This window comes from Arthrobacter sp. B1805 (genome assembly GCF_002929745.1).
GTDB lineage: Bacteria > Actinomycetota > Actinomycetes > Actinomycetales > Micrococcaceae > Arthrobacter_D.
On the sequence record NZ_PJIQ01000013.1, the window covers coordinates 1 to 19,689 of the forward strand.

The 19,689-nt window shown below is 67.8% G+C and carries 15 protein-coding genes and 1 pseudogene; 7 read left to right on the top strand and 9 right to left on the bottom strand.

The features are described 5' to 3' along the window. The 4 genes from CXQ96_RS13690 to CXQ96_RS13705 all read right to left on the bottom strand — a co-directional run. A partial coding sequence (locus tag CXQ96_RS13690) for an HAD-IC family P-type ATPase (protein ID WP_258059124.1) occupies nucleotides 1–1,498 on the bottom strand: 1,498 nt, incomplete at its 3' end. Between the two features lie 57 nt (nucleotides 1,499–1,555). Then, on the bottom strand, nucleotides 1,556–1,915 hold the full coding sequence (locus CXQ96_RS13695) for a heavy-metal-associated domain-containing protein (RefSeq protein ID WP_104118577.1): 360 nt from the start codon (nucleotides 1,913–1,915) through the stop codon (nucleotides 1,556–1,558). Nucleotides 1,916–2,328: 413 nt separating this feature from the next. Continuing rightward, entirely contained in the window at nucleotides 2,329–3,174 is an 846-nt protein-coding gene (locus CXQ96_RS13700; protein ID WP_104118578.1) for an NAD(P)-dependent oxidoreductase, read from the bottom strand. Between the two features lie 80 nt (nucleotides 3,175–3,254). Beyond that, nucleotides 3,255–4,355: a LacI family DNA-binding transcriptional regulator gene (locus tag CXQ96_RS13705; protein ID WP_104118579.1), complete on the bottom strand. Its 1,101-nt coding sequence runs from the start codon at nucleotides 4,353–4,355 to the stop codon at nucleotides 3,255–3,257. Between the two features lie 173 nt (nucleotides 4,356–4,528). Between CXQ96_RS13705 and CXQ96_RS13710 the strand changes: the two genes are divergently transcribed. From CXQ96_RS13710 to CXQ96_RS13730, 5 genes and pseudogenes are all read left to right on the top strand, one after another. Further along, complete coding sequence (locus CXQ96_RS13710; protein WP_104118580.1) at nucleotides 4,529–5,386, top strand: ABC transporter substrate-binding protein; 858 nt, start codon at nucleotides 4,529–4,531, stop codon at nucleotides 5,384–5,386. 60 nt (nucleotides 5,387–5,446) lie between these two features. Then, the gene (locus CXQ96_RS13715; RefSeq protein ID WP_104118581.1) at nucleotides 5,447–6,235 is read left to right on the top strand and encodes an amino acid ABC transporter permease; all 789 of its coding nucleotides are present in this window, start codon (nucleotides 5,447–5,449) and stop codon (nucleotides 6,233–6,235) included. Further along, nucleotides 6,232–6,999, top strand: coding sequence for an amino acid ABC transporter ATP-binding protein (locus CXQ96_RS13720; protein WP_104118582.1), 768 nt, complete (start codon nucleotides 6,232–6,234; stop codon nucleotides 6,997–6,999). Before CXQ96_RS13715 ends, CXQ96_RS13720 begins: the two co-directional genes overlap by 4 nt. Continuing rightward, on the top strand, nucleotides 6,999–8,105 hold the full coding sequence (locus CXQ96_RS13725; protein ID WP_104118583.1) for a Gfo/Idh/MocA family oxidoreductase: 1,107 nt from the start codon (nucleotides 6,999–7,001) through the stop codon (nucleotides 8,103–8,105). The genes CXQ96_RS13720 and CXQ96_RS13725 overlap by 1 nt, the downstream gene beginning before the upstream one ends. Then, nucleotides 8,098–9,213, top strand: a pseudogene (locus CXQ96_RS13730) (NAD(P)/FAD-dependent oxidoreductase); the annotation flags it as partial. The gene CXQ96_RS13725 and the pseudogene CXQ96_RS13730, both read left to right, overlap by 8 nt. Before the next feature lie 161 nt (nucleotides 9,214–9,374). Here the strand turns inward: CXQ96_RS13730 and CXQ96_RS13735 are convergent. Genes CXQ96_RS13735 through CXQ96_RS13745 form a run of 3 tightly spaced genes read right to left on the bottom strand, consistent with a single transcriptional unit; the run spans nucleotide 9,375 to nucleotide 12,142 of the window. Next, nucleotides 9,375–10,202 carry an SDR family oxidoreductase gene (locus CXQ96_RS13735; RefSeq protein ID WP_104118585.1) on the bottom strand — a complete coding sequence of 276 codons (828 nt, stop codon included), beginning with the start codon at nucleotides 10,200–10,202 and terminating at the stop codon, nucleotides 9,375–9,377. A 49-nt stretch (nucleotides 10,203–10,251) separates the two neighbouring features. After that, the gene (locus tag CXQ96_RS13740) at nucleotides 10,252–10,917 is read right to left on the bottom strand and encodes an SDR family NAD(P)-dependent oxidoreductase (protein ID WP_104118586.1); all 666 of its coding nucleotides are present in this window, start codon (nucleotides 10,915–10,917) and stop codon (nucleotides 10,252–10,254) included. Nucleotides 10,918–10,972: 55 nt separating this feature from the next. Continuing rightward, nucleotides 10,973–12,142 carry an ROK family transcriptional regulator gene (locus CXQ96_RS13745; RefSeq protein ID WP_258059125.1) on the bottom strand — a complete coding sequence of 390 codons (1,170 nt, stop codon included), beginning with the start codon at nucleotides 12,140–12,142 and terminating at the stop codon, nucleotides 10,973–10,975. A 190-nt stretch (nucleotides 12,143–12,332) separates the two neighbouring features. Here CXQ96_RS13745 and CXQ96_RS13750 point away from each other — a divergent pair, with 190 nt between their 5' ends. Together CXQ96_RS13750 and CXQ96_RS13755 are read left to right on the top strand one after the other, a co-directional pair. Further along, the gene (locus tag CXQ96_RS13750) at nucleotides 12,333–13,991 is read left to right on the top strand and encodes a glycoside hydrolase family 13 protein (protein ID WP_258059135.1); all 1,659 of its coding nucleotides are present in this window, start codon (nucleotides 12,333–12,335) and stop codon (nucleotides 13,989–13,991) included. Nucleotides 13,992–14,249: 258 nt separating this feature from the next. Beyond that, a complete protein-coding gene (locus CXQ96_RS13755) occupies nucleotides 14,250–14,930 on the top strand; it encodes a DUF1992 domain-containing protein (RefSeq protein WP_258059126.1) in 681 nt (226 codons plus the stop codon). Here CXQ96_RS13755 and opgC read toward each other — a convergent pair. Together opgC and CXQ96_RS13765 are read right to left on the bottom strand one after the other, a co-directional pair. Next, entirely contained in the window at nucleotides 14,927–17,509 is a 2,583-nt protein-coding gene (gene opgC, locus CXQ96_RS13760) for an OpgC domain-containing protein (RefSeq protein WP_104118590.1), read from the bottom strand. The genes CXQ96_RS13755 and opgC overlap by 4 nt on opposite strands. Continuing rightward, complete coding sequence (locus tag CXQ96_RS13765) at nucleotides 17,506–19,578, bottom strand: glycosyltransferase (protein WP_104118591.1); 2,073 nt, start codon at nucleotides 19,576–19,578, stop codon at nucleotides 17,506–17,508. The genes opgC and CXQ96_RS13765 overlap by 4 nt, the downstream gene beginning before the upstream one ends. Nucleotides 19,579–19,689 lie beyond the last annotated feature (111 nt).

Consider the following 19,689-nt stretch of genomic DNA (forward strand, 5'->3'; position numbering starts at 1 on the left):
GGTTGTTCACTGTCGCTTGGACACCGCGTCCGGTCATGGACGCGAAACTCGTGCCCGTGTAATCAAGGCTGACCGCGGCGGGGTCGGACTGTGCTGCGGTGACGATGGCCCGGGCGACGGGGTGTTCGCTGTCTGCTTCCGCGGCACCGGCCAGGGCGAGGAGCTCGGCCTCGGTGACACCAGTGGTCGTGGTGGTCCCAGTGACGGCGTGCCGGCCTTGCGTGAGGGTGCCGGTCTTGTCGAACAGGACGACGTCGATGGTGCGCATGCGTTCCAGGGCGATGCGGTTCTTGATCAGCACGCCGGCCTTTGCGGCGCGTTCGGTGGAGATCGCGATGACCAGGGGGATCGCCAGGCCCAGGGCGTGCGGGCAGGCGATCACCAGGACGGTGACGGTGCGGATGACCGCATCATCCGGGCTGCCCAGGAGCATCCAGGCGATGAAGGTCAGGATGCCGGCGCCGAGCGCGAAGTAGAACAGCAGGGCAGCGGCCCGGTCCGCAAGGGCCTGCGCCCTCGAGGAGGAGGCCTGCGCTTCGGCGACCAGACGCTGGATCCCTGCCAGGGTCGTCTGGGACCCGACGGCGGTGACCTGCACCCGGACGGCGCTATCCGTGGCGACGGTTCCCGCGACGACGGTCTCCCCGATGGTGCGGGGTACGGTGCGGGATTCGCCGGTGATCATGGACTCGTCGAATTCCGCGGTCCCGTCGATGATCTTTCCGTCAGCGGGTACGCGTGCGCCGGAGCGCACGAGCACAGCATCACCCGCTGCCAGGGTGCTGACGGAGACGGTTTCGACGCCGGATTCAGTGACCTTGTCGGCCTCATCGGGAAGCAGGGCCGCCAACGCGTCCAGGGCTCCGGCGGCGGAGCCGAGGGCGCGCATCTCCATCCAGTGGCCGAGCAGCATGATGACGACCAGCAGGGCGAGCTCCCACCAGAAGTCCAGGTCGAAGCCGCCGATGCCGAGGGTCGTGACCCAGGAGGCGATGAACGCGACACTGATCGCCATTGCGATCAGCAGCATCATGCCTGGCTGCCGGGTCCTCAGCTCCGTTCCTCCGCCCTTCAGGAACGGGGTGCCGCCGTAGACGAAGATGACAGTGCCAAGGATCGGCGCGATCCAGGTGGAGCCCGGGAACTCGGGCGGCATGTACCCGAGGAGCATGGTGAACATGGGGCTGAACGCGACCACGGGAACCGCGAGGACCAGGCTGATCCAGAATCGGTCCTTGAACATCGCGGTCGAGTGCCCGGCATGCTCCCCCTGGGAATGGACCTGATGATCCTCATCCGTGCCATGGCTCGTCCCGTGACCCTGGTGACCCGCGTGCCCGCTGCGGTTCATGTGCGGTTCGGGTCCATGGCTTCCCTCGGGATGCTCCGGGGTGGAGATTGCCGAATGGGCGTGGCTTTCCGGCATGGCCTGACCGTGCGTTGATTCCGGTCCGCCTGGGTGATGATGCTGGTTGGTGGTGTTCTGGTTCTTGCTCATGATGACTCTTCCTTCGGCCCCGCTCGAGGAGAGGGACCCGTGCCTCTGCCTGTCGGCTCAGGCGGTCGCGAGCTGGTATCCGGCCTTCTCGACGGCGTCCTGAACGGACGACGCGTCAAGGCGCTGGTTGCTGGTGACGCTGACGGTTGATACGCCGCCAGGAACGAGAGCGATCTGGACATTCTCCACGCCGTCCAGGGCGCCGATGGCGCTGCTGACCCGGCCGGCGCAGGAACCACAGGTCAGGCCGGTGACCGAATAGTCGGCAGACACGGTGCCTTCGGTCGCCGGCTGCGCTGCAGTGGCCTGCTGGGGTGCGCAGCACCCACAGGAACCTCCCGCGGAAGGAGCCGCGTCGGAGTTCTGGTTCCCGCTGATGTCGGTGAGGTTGATCGGGGTCCTGACAGTGTCGGTCATGGTGGTCTCCTGCAGTCGGTGAGCAGCGAATTCTCGAGGGAGCCGCGGCGGAGAACGGGCGACCCTGGGTGAGGCCCTGGTTCCATCGCGGTGCAGATGACCTGTACGGCGTACGTCCCGGGGGAGACAACCTTCTGAGGTAGAACCCAATTTATACCCCCGGGGGGTATCAGTCAAGGTGCGGTGCGGTATAGCACGGCCAAGCCGTCCACCGGTAGGTGCGGATGGGCCCGCGGGAAGACGCCCGCGGCACAGGGGGTGCTCGGGGTTCGGTTCAGGGCTGCATGGATTCCAGCGCAGCACCCGGCGAACCCGCCATCACCGGCTGTCGAAGAGCGTCGCAAGCAATCTGAGCGTCGCCCTGGCCGAGGTGTCCGGGGCCTGCTGGTGTCCCGGCGCAGTCGACTCCGCTTCTAGCCCAGTTCGGGCTTCGTGATCACCGCGATGTCGTCGTCGCCCGAGCCCGTGCGCTGCGCGTCGGTGAGCGACTGCAGTACTGCGGTGACCGCCGGCAACGGGAGGGGAGTGGAGCGCAGCATGAGCCGTGCATCCTTCGCGAGCAGGTCCGCGGAGAACTGGGTGTCGCCGAACGTTCCTCCCGTGATGACGGCGCCCTTCATGCCGGCGATGACCCCGAGGCCGGTTCCCTTGAGCAGGTCGAGCACGCCGGCGGCGTCGAGCCCGTTCGCGGTCCCCAGGCGCAGGGCCTCGACGAGTCCCTGCAGCGTGACTCCGAGTGCGAGGTTGGCGAGCAGCTTGCCGGTGGCCGCGTCCGACGGCGTGGCGACGCGGCGTAGGCGCTCGGCGTCGCCCCACAGGGCGGCCAGCGGTTCGACGACGTCGACGTCCTCGGAAGTACCACCGAGCAGGACGCCGAGCTGGCCCGCGCGGGCAGGGGCGAGGCTGCCGATGACCGGACCGTGGACGTAGCGGACCCCGGCGGCGACGGCGTAGTCGGCGAATTCGCGCGCGTCCTCGGGGGAGACCGTCGTGACGTCGAACCAGACGGCTTCGGGTGGGAGTTCCAGTCCCGAGAGCATCACCTCGCGCACCGTGTCCGGGCCGAAGAGCACGGTCATGACGACGTCGGCATCGCGGACGGCCTCCTCGGGCGACCCGGCCTGCGAGGCACCGGCGTCCCGCAGGCGCTCGACGGCGCTCGCCGTGCGGTTCCAGGCAGTGAGCTCATGACCGGCCTTCAGCAGGTGCACGCCGAGTTCGTGGCCCATGCGTCCGACGCCGAGCAGTGCGATCTTCATGTGGAGGTCCTCCGGGTGGTGGTGGGTGATACAGCCAGTATCGTTCCTCCGGCGGACTGTCCGGGAACCGGGCGGTCGTATCAGGTCGAGGCGCCGGTGGTCACGGGATCGACGGGGGAATCGATCGTGGCGACGGATTCCCGCAGGATCAGCCGGGACGGCAGGGCCAGGTGCTCGGGTTCGCTGCGGTCCCCGCCGATGCGCCGGAGCAGCATCCCCGCTGCAGCCACGCCCTGGTCGTAGACGGGTTGGGCGACGACCGTGATCGGCGGTGTCATCAGGCCCGCCCAGGGCAACTCGTCGAACATGAGGAAGGACACATCGTCCGGGATCCGGACCCCGGCACGCTGGAGTTCCGCGAGGGCCTCGAGGGCGATCACGCTGTCGGAGGCGACGATGGCGGTGGCCGGATCCGGACCCGTGAGCAGCGCGTCCACGAGGTCGCCGATGCTGTGCCGCTTGCCCGCGCCCAGGCGGATCAGGTCGACCGGCAGGGCCACGCCTCCCTCGTCGAACGCGCGGCGCATACCCGCGATCCTCTCGGTGACGGGATTGCTGCCGAGGTCCAGGTCAACGGTGAAGTCGAGGCCGCCGACGTCGAGCGAGGAGATGTAGCCGACCCGCGTGTGCCCCTCGTCGAGGAGGTGGCGCGCAGCCTCGTAGGACACCTGCCGCATCTCGGCGACGACGGTGTCCACCGGCAGGCTCGGCACCTTCCGGTCGAGCAGGACGACCGGTCGCCCCGAGTCGACCACCCGTTTGAGGTGGGTGCTGGGGGACCGCGTGACGGGCGCGACGATCATCCCGTCCACACGCTTGTCCAGCAGGACGTTCACGGCGTCGATCTCGGTGGAGAGGTCCTCTCCGGTGTTGATCAGGATGACGTCGAATCCGCCCGCCTTGCAGGTGTCGTAGATGCCGCGCATCGCAAGACTGAAGTAGGGGTTCTCGATGTCCCCGACCACGACGCCGATCGTCTTCGAGCGTCCGGTGTTCATGCTTCTGGCCAGTTCATTGGGGTGGTACTGCAGCGTCTCCGCAGCAGCGAGGACGCGTGAGCGCACCTCGTCGCTGACGGCGCCGTAGCCCCCGAGAGCCCGTGCGGCCTGTGCCTTCGACACCTGGGCGAGTTGTGCGACGTCCGCCACGGTCGTGTAGCGGGACGTTGAAGACGATTCCATGAAGCCCTCTCGAAACAGTTGACCAACTCCGGAGCGCGGGGTACGTTCTTCACCAACCCGTGTGAGTCCGGTCTCATTCTAGGCAGGTGAGACCGGACTCAAGCAAGGCGAAGGCATTGCAGCAGCGAGCATGGGCCACCACCACTCACCCGACACCTTTGGAGTACCCGGACATGATGCGCACCATCTCCCGCCCCTTCGCCCTGGCTGCGGCCGCCCTCGCAGCAACTCTCGCCCTGACTGGCTGCGGCGGTAGCGCGGCCTCGAGCGAGGAGGACAACCCCTACGGCCTGATCGAGCCCGGCACGATCCGCGTTGCGAGCCTCGGAGACTCGAAGCCTTACACCTTCACCGACGAGTCGGGGAACTTCACGGGCTTCGACGTCGAACTGTTCACCGACGTCGCGCACCGCATCGGCGTCGATGACGTCGTCTTCACCGGCCAGGACTTCTCCGGCCTGCTCTCCGCCGTCGCCAACGAGCAGTTCGACGTCGGAGTGGCCGCGATCGGGATCACCGAGGAACGCCAGCAGACGGTCGACTTCTCCGATGGATACCTCGCCGGCTACCTGACCCTCATCACTCGCGAGGACTCCGGCATCACCGACGAGACGAGCGTTGCCGGTCACCGGCTGGGGGTCGTCCAGGGGACGCTGCAGGAGGCCTACGCGGTGAAGAACTTCACGGAGTCGGACCTCGTGCGGTTCCCCGACAACAACACCGCGATCTCCGCGGTGAACAGCGGCTCCGTCGACGCGCACTTCCTCGACTACGAAGCCGCGCAGGACTACATGGAGCAGTACGGCCTGGTGTCCGCAGCGGACATCCCGTCCTTCGATGCACCGGCAGGATTCGCCATCGGCAAGGACAAGGAAGAGTTCAAGGCCGCGCTCAACGAGGCGCTCGGCGACGCCATGGAGGACGGCACGTGGAAGGAACTCTACGAGAAGTGGTTCCCCGGTTCCCCGATGCCCCAGCAGTACCTGCCGAGCGCCGAGCAGACGGCGACCCCGGCTCCCACCAGCAAGTAGCCGCACGGCAAGGCACGGCACACCTCCCCGGTGTTGCACCCGACAAACTGAGAGCCCCTCATGGACTTCCTCGACAACCTCGTCAAGACCTTCTTCGACGTCGACTCGATGCTCACCGTCGCACCACAGCTCCTGACGGTGGGCCTCGTGAACACGCTCGTCATCTCCGCCGCCTCCACAGTCATCGGCCTCGTCCTCGGGATGGTGGTCGCCGTAATGGGCATCTCCACCTCCCGCTGGCTGCGGATCCCGGCGCGCATCTACACCGATCTCTTCCGGGGGCTCCCTGCGATCCTGACCATCCTCCTGATCGGGCAGGGCTTCGCGAAGTTCAGCCAGAGCATCTTCGGGCCGTCACCGTACCCGCTGGGGATCATCGCGCTGAGCCTCATCGCCAGCGCCTACATCGGCGAGATCTTCCGCGCCGGGATCCAGAGCGTTGACAAGGGGCAGCTGGAGGCCTGCCGCGCCCTCGGCATGAACTACGGACGGGCCATGGTGCTCGTCGTCATCCCGCAGGGCGTCCGGCGCGTGCTGCCCGCACTCGTCAACCAGTTCATCGCGATCATCAAGGACTCGTCCCTGGTCTACTTCCTGGGGCTGCTCGTCTCCGAGCGTGAGCTCTTCCGCGTCGGCCAGGATGCGGCGGTGAACACGGGTAATCTCTCCCCGCTCGTGCTGGCCGGCATCTTCTACCTCATCGTCACCGTTCCGCTCACGCACCTCGTGAACTACTTCGACCAGCGCTTCCGCACCGGTCGTCGCCGTCCCACCGCGCCGACGAGCGGACTGAAGGAAGTCACAGAACTCGACGCGGTCAGCCCGCTCACCACAGGGAGCAACACATGAGCAGCACCACCAGCACCTCCGCCGACCAGCCCACCTTCCGCGGCTCCAGCCTGCAGCTGAAGAACCTGTGCATGGCGTACGGCGACATCCCCGTCATCCGCGACGTCAGCCTCGAGATCGCTCCCGGCACCACCACCTGCATCATCGGTCCGTCGGGGTCCGGCAAGTCGACCCTGCTGCGGGGCATCAACCGGCTGCACGAGCCCAGCTCCGGCGGCGTCCTGCTCGACGGCGAGGATGCCCTGCGCGTCCGGCCGGACGTCCTGCGCCGCAGGATCGGGATGGTGTTCCAGCACTTCAACCTCTTTCCGGACCACACCGCGCTGGAGAACGTCGCCCTCGCGCTGTGGAAGGTCAAGGGCATGCCGAAGAGCGAGGCGACAGAGCGCGCCCGACGACGACTCACGGAAGTCGGCCTGGGGGAGCGCGCCGACCACCGGCCGCGCGACCTGTCCGGCGGACAGCAGCAGCGGGTGGCCATCGCGCGTGCACTGGCGATGGAACCCGAGGTCATGCTCTTCGACGAAGCGACGTCCGCCCTCGACCCGGAACTGGTCAAGGGGGTCCTCACCCTCATGGCCGGACTGTGCGAGCGGGGCATGACGATGGCGGTCGTGACGCACGAGATGGGATTCGCCCGCAGGGTCGCCGACCAGGTGGTATTCATGGACGAGGGCGAGATCGTCGAGGCGGGCCGCCCTGAGGACCTGTTCGACAATCCCCGCAGCGCCCGCCTGCAGCGTTTCCTCTCGGAGGTGCTCTGATGCCCCGGCCCTTCCGCACCGCGATCCTCGGGTTCGGGATCTCCGGCAAGGTCTTCCACGCTCCGCTCGTCGCCGCGAACGGGGACTTCAGCCTCGACGTGATCGTGACCGCTGATCCGCAGCGCGCGCAGGACGCCCGGGCGAGCTACCCGACCGCTCGCATCGTCGGAACCTCCGCCGAGCTCTTCGCGCTGATCGATTCCGGGGAGGTCGAGTTGGACGTCGTCGTGCTCGGCACTCCGCCGGGAACCCACGCCGAGCAGGCGCGGCAGGCCTTCGCACGGGGACTCCATGTCGTCGCGGACAAGCCATTCGTGCCCACCAGCTCGGAGGGTGCACTCCTGCTGCGCGAGGCGGCGGACGCCGGCGTGCTGCTCACCGTCTTCCAGAACCGCCGGTGGGACGCGGACTTCCTGACCCTCGGGAAGCTCCTGGCCTCGGGGGAGCTCGGTGACGTCCACTCATTCGAGAGTCGCTTCGAGTGGTGGCTGCCCGAGGGCTTCGGCAACTGGCGTGACACCGCGACCGTCGCGGAGGGCGGCGGCATCCTCCACGACCTCGGAGCCCACCTCATCGACCAGGCCATCCAGCTGTTCGGCCCGGTGCAGGAGGCCTACGGCGAACTGGACCGCAGGACGGACGAAGCTGCTGCGGACCAGGACAGCTTCGTCTCGCTGCTCCACGCATCGGGCGTGCGGTCACGGCTGTGGATGAGCGGATTCGCCGCGCTGCCGGGTGCCCGCTTCTCCGTCTCCGGCTCGCTCGGCGCCTACGCGAAGTGGGGGCTCGACGGACAGGAACCCGCGCTGGCAGCAGGTGCAGACCCCACCGGCGAGGAGTACGGCGTCGAGCCCGAGGAAGCCTGGGGCACCGTGTCGAACGGCAGCACCCGACGCCGCGTCCGGCCCGAGCGGGGAGCTTATCCTGCGTTCTACGAGCTCCTGGCGCGCGCCCTGCGCGGTGAGGGACCCCTGCCCGTCGACCCGCAGGACAGCATCGACATCCTGCGGACCATCGAGGAACTGCATCACCGGAGCGAGCACGCTCCGGCTTCATCAACCAACACGTCATCCAACACGAAGGAACCAACCCATGAGCACGGCTGAACCAACACGACGCGTCGCAGTTCTCGGCGGTGGCATCCTCGGGGTCTCGACGGCGGTGCACCTCCTGCGCGAGGGCGCGTCGGTCGTCCTGGTCACGGAGGCCGAGCTCGCGAGCGGAGCCTCGGGCAGGTCGCTGTCCTGGCTCAACAGCGCGGGGGAGCGCACCACGCCGTACCACCAGTTGCGCGTGTGCGGCATCGACCGGTACCGGACGCTGTTCGCGTCGGATCCGTCGCGCGACTGGCTGCGCTTCGACGGCGGACTCCACTGGGCGGAGGCCGGTTCGGATCAGGACACGATTGCGCGGCACGAGTATGAAAAAGCCCATGCCTACGACTCCGTGCTGGTGTCTCCCGGGAGCGTGAACGACCACACGCCCGGTATCAGCACGGACGCCGTCGGGGCGGCCTCGATCTTCAACCCCGGCGAGGGCTGGGTCAGCCTGCCGCACCTGATCGCCTTCCTGATGGAGGAGTTCACCGCCCGCGGCGGCGAGCTCGTGACGAACGCCGGTACCGCGCGCGTCCGGGTCGAGGAGGGACGCGCCGCCGGCATCGACACCGACAGCGCCGGCTTCTTCCCGGCGGACGACGTCGTGGTGGCCTGCGGGCCGCAGACCCCCGCCGTCGTCGCCGAACTGGGCGTAGAGATCCCCGACGCCTCGCCGGTGTCGATGCTCGTGACCACCGCTCCCGTCGACCACCCCGCGAAGACGGTCCTGAACACGCCACGGGCAGCTGTGCGGCCGAACCCGGGCAACACCTTCGCGCTCGACCACGACTGGTACGAGGAGAGCATCACGCAGGACGCGGACGGGACGTATTCGATCCCGGAGGACGTCGTGAACCAGCTCGCGGACGAGGCGGCGAAGCTGCTCGAGGGTCAGCCACAGCTCGCCGCGGCGTCCTGGAAGATCGGACGAAAGCCTATTCCGGGCGATGGGGAACCGGTCTTCGGGGAGCTCGAGACCGTCCCGGGCTGCTTCGTCGCCTTCACCCACTCGGGGGCGACTCTCGGGCTCATCGCGGGCGAGCTGCTGGCGAACGAGATCGTCACCGGCCGCAAGCACCCGATGCTCGAGACGTTCCGGCCCGGTCGCTTCGGCTGATCAGCAGGTACGCGAGCAGCACCGCGGCGGGGAGGGGTAAGCACCTCCCCGCCGGCGCCGCCCGCGCGTGCTGCGAGGGAAACGTCCGCGGGTAGGAGACCGGGGCGGCAAGTAGGCATCCGGGAACGCATCCTGATAGCGCATTGCCGGGACGGCGCCGGTCAGCCCTTGCCGCCGTGGGCCTCGAGGGCGACCGGCTGCCACTCGTTCCAGGACGCCAGGCGGGACTCGTAATCCGCCGTCGCGATGGCGAGCGGTGCTTCCCCGAAGAAAGCACGCAGCGGGGGATTCTCGGAGTCCACGATGGTGAGGATCGGCCTGCGGGTCGCCCGCGGGTCGCCGGCGGTACCCGTGCGGGTCGGTCGATTCGCTGCCTGCCTCCTGACGCCGTCGTACGCAGGGATGGCGGTGGCGTGCTTCGCGGAGCTGCCGCCCCAATCGGTCGAGAAACCCCCCGGCTCGATCAGCGTGACCTTGATACCGAACCCTGCGACCTCCTGCGAGAGCGACTGGGTGAGTCCTTCAAGCGCCCACTTCGACGCGTGATAGGCGCCGACGGACGGAAAGGCCGAGATGCCGCCGATGGAGGACACCTGGATGATATGGCCGCTACCCCGCTCGCGGAGGTACGGCAGCGCTGCCTGTGTGACCCAGACTGCGCCGAACAGGTTCGTCTCGAGCTGGTCGCGCAGTTCGGCCTCCGTCAGCTCCTCGACCATGCCGAACTGGCCGTAACCGGCGTTGTTGATCACGACGTCGAGCCTGCCGAAGCGCTCCTGCGCCTGCCGCACGGCGGCGAAGACGGCCCCGCGGTCGGTCACATCGAGCGCCAGGGGCAGCACCCTGTCGCCGTATGCCTCGACGAGCGGCGTCAGGCTGTCGGTGTTGCGTGCCGTGGCAGCGACGGCATCTCCCCGCTCGAGTGCAGCTTCCGCCCACTCGCGGCCGAACCCCCGCGATGTCCCGGTGATGAACCAGACCTTGCCCATACTGTGCTCCTTGCTTCGGGTTGTGCCGGTGCGGCCTCAGGCGGCAGAACTAGTCCGAGCTGACCTGGTGGCGGAAGGTGTCGCGCTGAACGTGGAGGTTCCACAGGATGCCGGCGAGGACATCGGGATCCTTCTCCGGGTCGCCCTCGACGATGCGACCGCCGATGATCAGCTGCGACACGTGGATGCCTTCCTCGCCGAGCACCTCGTGCAGCAACTGCGCGTAGGCGGCCTGTCCGGCGAACGCCACCGAGGTCCCCGTGACGCCCCGTCCGGGCTTGACGGCGGATCCGCCGTTGACGAAGAGGATGGTGCCGCGGTTCTCGCCGAGGAACCGCATGCCGGGTAGGACTTGATGGACGGCGGCGACAGGTCCGTAGATGGAGAACTCGACCGGCCCCCTGAGATCCGCCGGCGTCGTCTCGAGGACGGGCCGCATGAAGTCCTTCTGGGGGAGGGGGCTGTACTGCAGCACCTCGATGGGTCCGAGCGTCTCGGTGGCCGCTTCGAGGGCGGCGGCGATGGACTCCGGATCGCGGACGTCCGCAGCGAAGCCCCGCGCGTGGATGCCCGTCCTGCCGAGATCCTCCGCGAGGGCGTCGACCTTGCCCTGGCTTCGGGAGATGAGGGCGACGGAGAACCCCTCGGCTCCGAAACGCCGTGCTACAGCGGCTCCGAGGCCGCGTCCTGCTCCGATGATTGCGAGAGTAGTCATATACGGTGCAATCCGCTGCGGGCCCTGATAATTCCGTGGCCCGAGGATCCTGCTCCTAGTGCAGTGTCCCGAGGATGGTGCGCTGGATCGCGACCGCGGCAGCACCACGGGCCCACTGGGCGAAGTCGGACGGCTGGCGGCTCAACCTGACGGGGGCTGCCTCCGGATCCCGGTGATAGTCGAGGGACTCCTGCAGGGACGTGGCGGCGACGTCCGCCAGATCCATGCCCTCGCCGGACAGCACGACGAGCTCCACCATCGTGAGGTTGGCAATCGCCGCCACGAGCACGCCGAGAGCCGTGCCTGCGGCCTGCACGACGGCGCCGGCGGCGGGGTGGCCGTCGGTCGCCAGCCCGAGGATCTCGGGGTAGGAGCGCTGCTCGCCGGTTGTGGCCGCGAACTGCGAGCAGATGGACGTGATGGTCAGGACGCCCGACGAGCAGCCGCGGTGCCCCTCGACGCACCGCGGTCCGGAGGGGTCGAGGGGGTAGTGACCCACGAGTCCGAGCCCGGCATCGGGTGGTGCGATGACGACGTCGTTGATCACGAGACCGTAGCCCACGCCGGCACCGATGGTCAGGACGGCGAAGTCCTTCTCCCCACGCCCGGCACCGAACCACTGCTCGGCGATGGTGAGCGCGACGACGTCGTTCTCGACGACGACGGGCAGGCCCGTCCGCTCGTGCAGGAGGGCCGCGAGCGGAACGTCCCGCCATCCGAGGAACGGGGCCCGCAGCACGGTGGCGTCGGTTCCGACCTTGCCGCCGACGCTGACACCCATTCCGCTGAATCGGTGCATCGGGCCGAGGTCGGTCACGGCGAGCACGATGGCGTCGACGACGTCCTCCACGTCGTGGCTCGGCAGCGAGCGCTCGCTGGAGTCGACGACGTCGGCCTTCAGGTTCGTGGCGACCGCCGCGGCGGAGTCTCCGGTGAGCTTGATGCCGACGAACCTGTGTGCGTCCGGGCTGATTTCGAGCGGGCGGACGGGCCGGCCGATCGCGGTGGCCGTTGCTGCGTCCGATTCTCGGAGCACGCCCGCATCGAGGAGCGGCTTGCTCAAGCGGGTAAGGCTGGCGACGGACAGGTTGAGGCGGGAGGCAAGGTCGGCGCGCGAGATGGGCCCCCGGATCAGCACTTCGCGCGCAAGCGCACGGGCTGGACTGGAGGGCGCTAGCGAACTGACGGCATCCATCGCAAGTTCCTCCTCGGTTGGTCCGCGCATTGACACGCCTCTTATTTCTATCGTAAAAATAATCGCGGTTGCCAGTATTCCGCGGTGCTGCTGCCGCCCTGCACGTGCCCACACTTCCACAGGAGAAGGGACCATGTCCGTGACTTCCACCGTCAACCCCGAGGTTGAGTCTGCCGTCGACGCCACACCGGAATTTTCCGCCGAGGCGCTCGCGGCTCGCATGCAGGACCCCAACTGGTGGCGCCAGGCCGCCGTCTACCAGATCTACCCGCGGAGCTTCGCCGATTCCAACGGTGACGGGATCGGGGACCTGAAGGGCATCACGTCCAGGATCCCGTACCTGAAGTCCCTCGGCGTGGATGCCGTCTGGCTGAGCCCCTTCTACCCGTCCGCGCTCGCCGACGGGGGGTACGACGTCGACGACTACCGTGACGTCGATCCGAAACTCGGCACGCTCGAGGACTTCGACGAGATGGTCGCCGCGCTGCACACGGCAGGCATCAAGCTCATCGCCGACATCGTGCCCAACCACACCTCGAACCGGCACGTCTGGTTCCAGGAGGCCCTGGCCTCACCGAAGGGTTCGGCCGCCCGGGACCGCTACATCTTCCGCGACGGCAAGGGCCCCGAGGGGAACGAGCCGCCGTCGGACTGGGACTCCGTCTTCGGCGGGCCGGCCTGGGAGCGGACCGAGGACGGTCAGTGGTACATGCACATCTTCGCGAAGGAACAGCCCGACCTGAACTGGGACAACCGCGAAGTCCGGGACGACTTCCTGACGACCCTGCGCTTCTGGTCCGATCGCGGCGTCGACGGTTTCCGGGTCGACGTCGCGCACGCCCTGACCAAGGATATGAGCGAGCCCCTGCCGTCCAAGGCGGAACTCGGGCCGGAGGGCGAGAACCACAACGGCAGGCACCCGTTCTGGGACCGGGACGAGGTCCACGAGGTCTTCGCCGAATGGCGCAAGGTCTTCGACGAATACACCCCGCCGCGTACCGCCGTCGCCGAAGCCTGGGTGCACGCCGACCGGCGTGCACGGTATGCGAGCCCCGAAGGGCTCGGCCAGGCGTTCAACTTCGACCTCCTCAAGGCCGACTGGAACGCCGACCAGTTCCGGAACATCATCACCACGAACCTCGTCCAGGCGAAGAACTCCGGTGCGTCGTCGACCTGGGTCTTCTCCAACCACGACGTCGTCCGCCACGCCACGCGCTACGGACTTCCGCCGGCCGGCCCCGACAGCACGAGCAAGCCGGGGCAGGGCGGGCAGGGCGGCCAGGACGGATCGGCCTGGCTCCTGAGCGGGGGCACGGAGCCGGTGCTGGATCGCGCACTCGGTGAGCGCCGCGCCCGGGCCGTCACGCAGCTCATGCTGGCCCTCCCGGGCTCCGCGTACGTGTACCAGGGCGAGGAGCTCGGGCTGCACGAGGTCGCGGACATTCCCGACGAGGACCGCCAGGACCCCACGTTCTTCCGTAACAGGGGCGTGGACGTGGGCCGCGACGGCTGCCGCGTCCCGTTGCCCTGGACGAAGGACGGCGCGTCCTTCGGGTTCGGCTTCGGGGGTGCGCACCTGCCGCAGCCGGCGTGGTTCGGGGAGTACGCGGTCGAGGTGCAGGAAAGCGACCCGGGCTCCCACCTCAGCTTCTACCGCCGCGCGCTGGCACTGCGCCGCGAGCTGCAGGGCGAGGAGGACTTCGAGTGGGTCGAGGAGCCCTCCGCCGACGTCCTTCGCTTCACGCGCCCGGGCGGGTGGCACTGCGTCACCAACTTCGGGTCGTTGCCGGTCGACCTGCCCGAGGGAACCGTGCTGCTGAGCAGCTCGCCGCTCGAGGGCGGCAAGCTGCCGGGCGACACGACGGTCTGGCTCGTCTAGCCCGGAATCAGCGACGATCTCAAGCGGAATCAGCGACGACGGCGGGTCACCTTTGAAGAGGGCCCGCCGTCGTCGTCAACCGTCATTCGACCACTGGTTGCCGCGACGCCGCGTCCTGCAGCTGGTTCGTGCACGCGCTTGCGACGGAAAGCGCGTGTCATGACAGGACACGCCGACGAAACCAGCCGTGGCCCTCGAAGCGCGTGCACGAGCCCGCAGTCCTCGGGCCGCCAGCAAGTTCGTCGGCAGGAGAATCGGTTGCACGCCCCTCGGCGGCATCGGAATACTGGTGGAACGGGCACGAGGAAGGCGGAGGGCGGCGGCATCAGCGGATCCCAGGAGCATGAGGAGAGGCTGCGTAAGGCGGCCCAGTACCGCGCGGCCAGGGGCGGCGCAGGTGACGCCATGGCGGAGCTGGAACGCCAGAACGACGACGGAGACGCCGCGCCCGGCGAGATGGCGCCCCTTCGCGAGGGTGAGGACGAGACGAAGCGGGCCCGCCTCATCGTGGACCGGGCGATAGCCCGCGGGGACTTCGATAACCTGGCCCTCGCGGGCAAGCCCATCCCTGGGCTGGGGGAGAGCCACGACCCGGACTGGTGGGTCAAGGGACTGATCCAGCGCGAGAACATCACCGGACTCGGTCCGCGCGCCATCCTCCTGCGTAGGGAGGACGCCGAACTCGATGAACGGCTCGACCGCCAGTACACCGAGCAGCAGGTCCGGGAGGTCCTCGAGGACTTCAACTACCAGGTCATCGACGCACGGCGGCAGCTTCTCGGCGGACCGCCCGTCATCACGAAACTGCGCGACGTGGACGCCGAGGTGAAGCGCTGGCACGAGCGCCGGGATGCCGCACGTCGGGCCGCCGAGGCTGCTGAGCCGCCCCCGCCCGAACGGGTGTCCTTCTGGCGGCGAATCTGGCGGGGCACCAGTTAGTTCGGTAACACCTTGAAGAGGAATTTCTTCTTCACCATGACCCAGATGATCAGGGTCACGGCAGCATGGATCACGAGTCCCTGCATCGCGCTCGTGCGGTCGAGGCCCGGTAGGTTTCCCACCGCGAGCACGAAGAACACATGGACGATGAAGACATACAGGCTCGCGCGCCCCAGCGGAATGTACAGCCACCCCGTCAGCTTGTAGATGGGCCGCCAGAACGACGTCAGGATCACGTGTGCGGCGAGGATGAAGAACGCCAGGTTGAGGAGACGGCCCGGCTGCAGGAACACCCGCACGTACGAGGACTCGTACAGGGTCTCGTAGAAGCCGGCCGGAACGAACGGGAGCCCCAGACCCGCCGTGTAGTTCAGCCAGAGCGCGCCCAGCACGAGCGCGTAGGAGCCCGTGAGGACCCCGACCAGGATCTTCCCGCGGCTCGTACTGAGCGCATCGATGATGGCGCGGCGGTGGAAGCCGAGGACGACCCCGTGGACGAAGATCACCTGCCAGGTCAACAGGGGGAAGACGTCCTGGAACTGGGAGTTCAGCACCCGCAGGGAGAACAGCGCGTCGATCAGGTAGAGCGCCCAGCTGATGAGCAGGAGCAGCCACCACAGCTTCTTCCTGAGCATCAGCACGAGCAACGGCACCGTGAGAGTCAGCACCACGTAGAGGCCCATGATGTTGAACGCCCACGGCCCCATGTTCAGGAGCAGCAGATCCCGGACCGCGTAGGCGGGCGGTGGGTAGTCCAACAGCCGCTGGACATTCGGGTACAGGTCATACACCCGCCCCGCTGCCTCATTCCCGGCCGCACCGATCCCGCGATCGGTGAACGTGGTCAACACAGTGCCGTCGATGAACGGCACCAGGGACAGCAGGTAGACGATGATCACCACGGCAAGGGCTGTCAGGTAGAGCTTCACGGCCCTGCGCGTGGTGGCCTTCGCTGCCTCCACCGCACCCCGGCGCTGCACCGCGATGGGGTGCACCATGCCAAGCACCACCCCGGACAGCAGGACGAACAGCTCTGCGCCCGTGATGGTTCCGATGAGGCTCCGGGAGATGAAGGACCACGGTCCGGCCACCTCGATATGGGTCACCACGACGGAGGTGATGATCCAACCCCGCAGCAGGTCTATCCGCGCGTCACGTGATGCGTGCTCGTCGGGGTAGCGCCACCGGGGAACGAGACGCTTCGCTGCTCCCGCCAGCAGGACGAGGGCGAAGAGGCCGACCACACACGCGACGAGCCAGCCCATGACCGCGCTGACCGGTGTCCCGGGCTGCCAGACCTGGTTCGTCGATTCGTTGGCATCCTCCTGCGCGACGACCGAGGTGACGGGTCCGAGGATGACGCCCGGGGCATTGTCGAGGACCTCCTGCAGGGCGGCCCTGGTGGCATCGTCCGCGCTCAGGCCCCAGTCCACGACGTGTCCGTCCGCCTCGGGCTCCTGCCGGGAGAGCTCGAGCCAGGACACCATGCCGATCTCCGGGTATTTCTCGGCGATCGCGGGATCGAACACCTGGTCCAGCCAGGCACGCTTGATGTCCGCCTCGGGCGCGGTGTCGGGGTCCTCAGGATCGAACAATGCCGCGGTCTGCACGAGGAGCCGCTTGTTCTTGCCCGCGGCGTACTCCTTCGCGAAATCGATGCGCGGAGCCTCCTCTGCAACTCCGTACGTGCCGGCCAGCTGGTCCGTGAATTTGTCCGGCTCGGGAAGGACCGAGGTGGCGATGTCTCCCGAGTACTGCCTGGCACCGTCCGGGGTCGCGGTGGGCCCCTGGGTGTAGCTGCCGAAGTGATAGAGCGACAGGCCCACCCAGTCGACGGCGTCGTCCCCCGGGTAGTAGGGGCTGTATGGATCGTCTCCGGCGTCGATCAGGCCGTTCCCATTGGTGTCGAGCGAGGGGACCGCTCCGGCCTCGTGCCCCTCCATCGCGCCGTAGGCCTCGGTGAACGGGTAGCCAGCCGCGTACGACGGCGCCCACACCATGGCTGCCGTCGGGACACTCGAGTGGATGGTGGCGGCGACGGTCCTGAAGGCGGTGACGTAGCGCTCCGGCTGCTGCCCCCAGCGCAGCCACGTGCCGTTCATCTCCGGGGCGAACCGCACGAAGAAGGCGGTGCGGAACTCGTCGCTGATGCGTCCGAGCGTTTCGGCAAGGCGCTGGGCGTCGGCGTCGGTGAGTTCCTCGAGCGGTTTCGTCGGCTCGAGGGTCACTGCGGCGAGAGCGCCCAGCGGGGCGCCCTGCCGGGCCAGGTCGAAGAGGTCGCGCTCGGCCTCCTCTTCGAGGGGATAGGCGACGGGCCTGCTGTAGAACGACGGCGTGATGCCCCCGCGGTCCGCGTAGGCACGCGCGTTGTCAGCGGACCAGTTGAGCTCCGGTCCGAAGTATCGTCCCTCGGCGAGCGACGTCGGATTCTCGGCGGACGCCTCGCGGCCGTCCGTCGTGGTGGCCGGAACCGGGAAGGCATGGGCGGCCACACCTCCGGTCAGGAGCCCGAGAACTGTCACCATCAGGAGCAGGATCGCCGGCCACTGCCGGGCCCTCCTCCGGGTTGAGGCATTCACCCCCGGGTTTCCTGTCGTTTCTTCGCCACGGCGATGTCCGACTGGTAGTGCTCATAGCCGCGGTAGCGCACGGCTTCGACGATGACGCTGAAGATCACCAGGTCGAAGACGACCCACACGATGTTGACGGACGTCCCCAGGAGGTCCGCCTGCCCGACGGCCATGCGGATGATGCCGATGATCGCGGCCGCGACCAGCAGGCCCATCGCCCAGAGTTGCGGCTTCACGAGATCCCACCGCAACTGCTTGTCCTGTTGCAGGGTCTTGGGGGTTACCGCGAAATCGAGGCTCCGCCCCAGGTACACGTTCCCGAAAGCCGAGGTGATCGAACGGATCCAGACGGGGAACAGGGCGAGTGAGTACTGCTGCCCGCGCCAGGTCTTCACTCCCTTGCCGACCACTGCGAAGAGCAGTTGGTTGACCAGCAGGAACGGGATCAGGCGGACGAAGAACTCGGTGCTGATCGAATTGACCGGGAGGATCCCGAAGATCAGGTAGATGATCGGCGCCGCGATATAGACGACGGCCGCGAACCCGGAGAGGTAGCTCCACATCGTGGCCCAGTACATGAGCTTCTGGGCGACTGTCAGGCCCTTCTGCGCCCACGGGTTCTCGCGGAACATCACCTGGATGGTGCCCTGGGCCCAGCGAAGGCGCTGGGTCAGCATGGAGTTGAGGTCCTCCGGTGCCAGGCCGTCCGCGAGCTTCTCGTGGTGGTAGGCCGTCTCCCAGCCGAGCGCGTGCAGCCGCATGCAGGTAGCCATGTCTTCGGTGACGGAGATGGTGGCCATCGGCATGACGGCCTGGGCTTCGCCGCTGCGGTCGGCGTTGACCGACTCGATCAGCACACGGACGGCGTCGATGGCGGCAAGCGGGGACCAGGAACGCTGAGCGAGCTGGTCCAGCGCACTGTCGTCGACGACGGCGAGGCCGGGCGTGCTCGCGGACGCATCCTGCAGGCCGGCGTCGAGCCCCTCGATGTCGAGATCCGCCAACGATGCGAGGTCCTCGTGGAAAGCGGCGATATCCGCAGCGACCAGGCTGCGGGTGACGGTGGCGACGCGCTGCTGGAACTCGTAGGTGACCTCGGAAATGCCGTCGCCCTTCCGCAGCCTGCGCCGCACCCTGCGCAGGTCCTTGGCGACGAGGTCCAGCGCGTCACTGACGCGTTCGTTGCCCGGACCCAGGGTCTTCTTGGCCTTCGCGATGACCTTGTCCGAGGTCTTGAGCGCCTTGTGCAGGGCGAGTTCGATCTCCGTGACGTAGCGCGTGACGCCGAGCTGCATGAGGGCCTCGCGGCGGATGATGGCGTTCGAGCCGCAGAAGAACGCGGCATTCCAGCCGTCCTTGCCCTGCTGGATCGGACCGTAGAACAGCGGCGCCTGGCTGCCCAGCGGGTCCGATTCCGGCACGTTGATGAAGACCTGGGGGGTCTGCACCAGCGCCATCTTCTCGTTGGTGAAGTACCCGAGGGTCTTGTCGAGGAGGAGGGGATCGGGGATCTGATCGGCGTCGAGGATGACCAGGAACTCGCCGTCCGTGGACATCAGCGCGTTGTTCAGGTTGCCGGCCTTGGCGTGCCGCGGCATGTCCTTCCAGTCCGCGGACCGCGTGATCCAGCCGATGCCTTCGGCTTCTGCAGCGGCTCGTACCTCGGCGCGGTTGCCGTCGTCGAGGATCCAGGTCTTATGCGGGTAGCGGATGTTCTTCGCAGCCCGCGCCGTGGTCAGGACGAGGTCCAGCGGCTCGTTGTACGTGGTGATGAAGACATCCACGGTGAGACCGGCAGGAGCTTCCGGAGCCTTCCGCTTCTTGAGTTTCCACACCGTGAAGCCGAACAACAGGGAGTCGATCAGCGAGTAGGTCTCAGCGAGCACCAGGGGGATGGCGATCCACCACGCGTCCCAGTTGATGGAATACAGCCATCGCCACACGATGTAGTTCAGCCCGAGGACCGCCGTCACGAGCACGATCGCCCGGATCAGCAGGGTCCTGCCGCTCGAGGACGCTTCGGTCTCCGGAGTGCGGGCGCTGTTCACGGACGGATCATCCGGGGGCGTCGTCACCATGCTCCAGCACGCTCCATCTTCTGCTCGTGTGCCCTTGGCACTGCTTCGTGACCCTTGAGCGCCTGGATGGCCCGACGGGTGCGTTGAGGTGTCCTTCCGGGCGCCTAAGCA

What these genes read in the sequence shown, in the direction of transcription:
- CXQ96_RS13705 (WP_104118579.1), bottom strand. Translation starts at nt 4,355, where the DNA reads ATGGAATCGTCTTCAACGTCCCGCTACACGACCGTGGCGGACGTCGCA.
- CXQ96_RS13765 (WP_104118591.1), bottom strand. Translation starts at nt 19,578, where the DNA reads ATGGTGACGACGCCCCCGGATGATCCGTCCGTGAACAGCGCCCGCACT.
- CXQ96_RS13720 (WP_104118582.1), top strand. Translation starts at nt 6,232, where the DNA reads ATGAGCAGCACCACCAGCACCTCCGCCGACCAGCCCACCTTCCGCGGC.
- CXQ96_RS13745 (WP_258059125.1), bottom strand. Translation starts at nt 12,142, where the DNA reads ATGCGCGGACCAACCGAGGAGGAACTTGCGATGGATGCCGTCAGTTCG.
- CXQ96_RS13700 (WP_104118578.1), bottom strand. Translation starts at nt 3,174, where the DNA reads ATGAAGATCGCACTGCTCGGCGTCGGACGCATGGGCCACGAACTCGGC.
- CXQ96_RS13710 (WP_104118580.1), top strand. Translation starts at nt 4,529, where the DNA reads ATGATGCGCACCATCTCCCGCCCCTTCGCCCTGGCTGCGGCCGCCCTC.
- CXQ96_RS13695 (WP_104118577.1), bottom strand. Translation starts at nt 1,915, where the DNA reads ATGACCGACACTGTCAGGACCCCGATCAACCTCACCGACATCAGCGGG.
- CXQ96_RS13725 (WP_104118583.1), top strand. Translation starts at nt 6,999, where the DNA reads ATGCCCCGGCCCTTCCGCACCGCGATCCTCGGGTTCGGGATCTCCGGC.
- CXQ96_RS13735 (WP_104118585.1), bottom strand. Translation starts at nt 10,202, where the DNA reads ATGGGCAAGGTCTGGTTCATCACCGGGACATCGCGGGGGTTCGGCCGC.
- CXQ96_RS13740 (WP_104118586.1), bottom strand. Translation starts at nt 10,917, where the DNA reads ATGACTACTCTCGCAATCATCGGAGCAGGACGCGGCCTCGGAGCCGCT.
- CXQ96_RS13715 (WP_104118581.1), top strand. Translation starts at nt 5,447, where the DNA reads ATGGACTTCCTCGACAACCTCGTCAAGACCTTCTTCGACGTCGACTCG.
- CXQ96_RS13750 (WP_258059135.1), top strand. Translation starts at nt 12,333, where the DNA reads ATGCAGGACCCCAACTGGTGGCGCCAGGCCGCCGTCTACCAGATCTAC.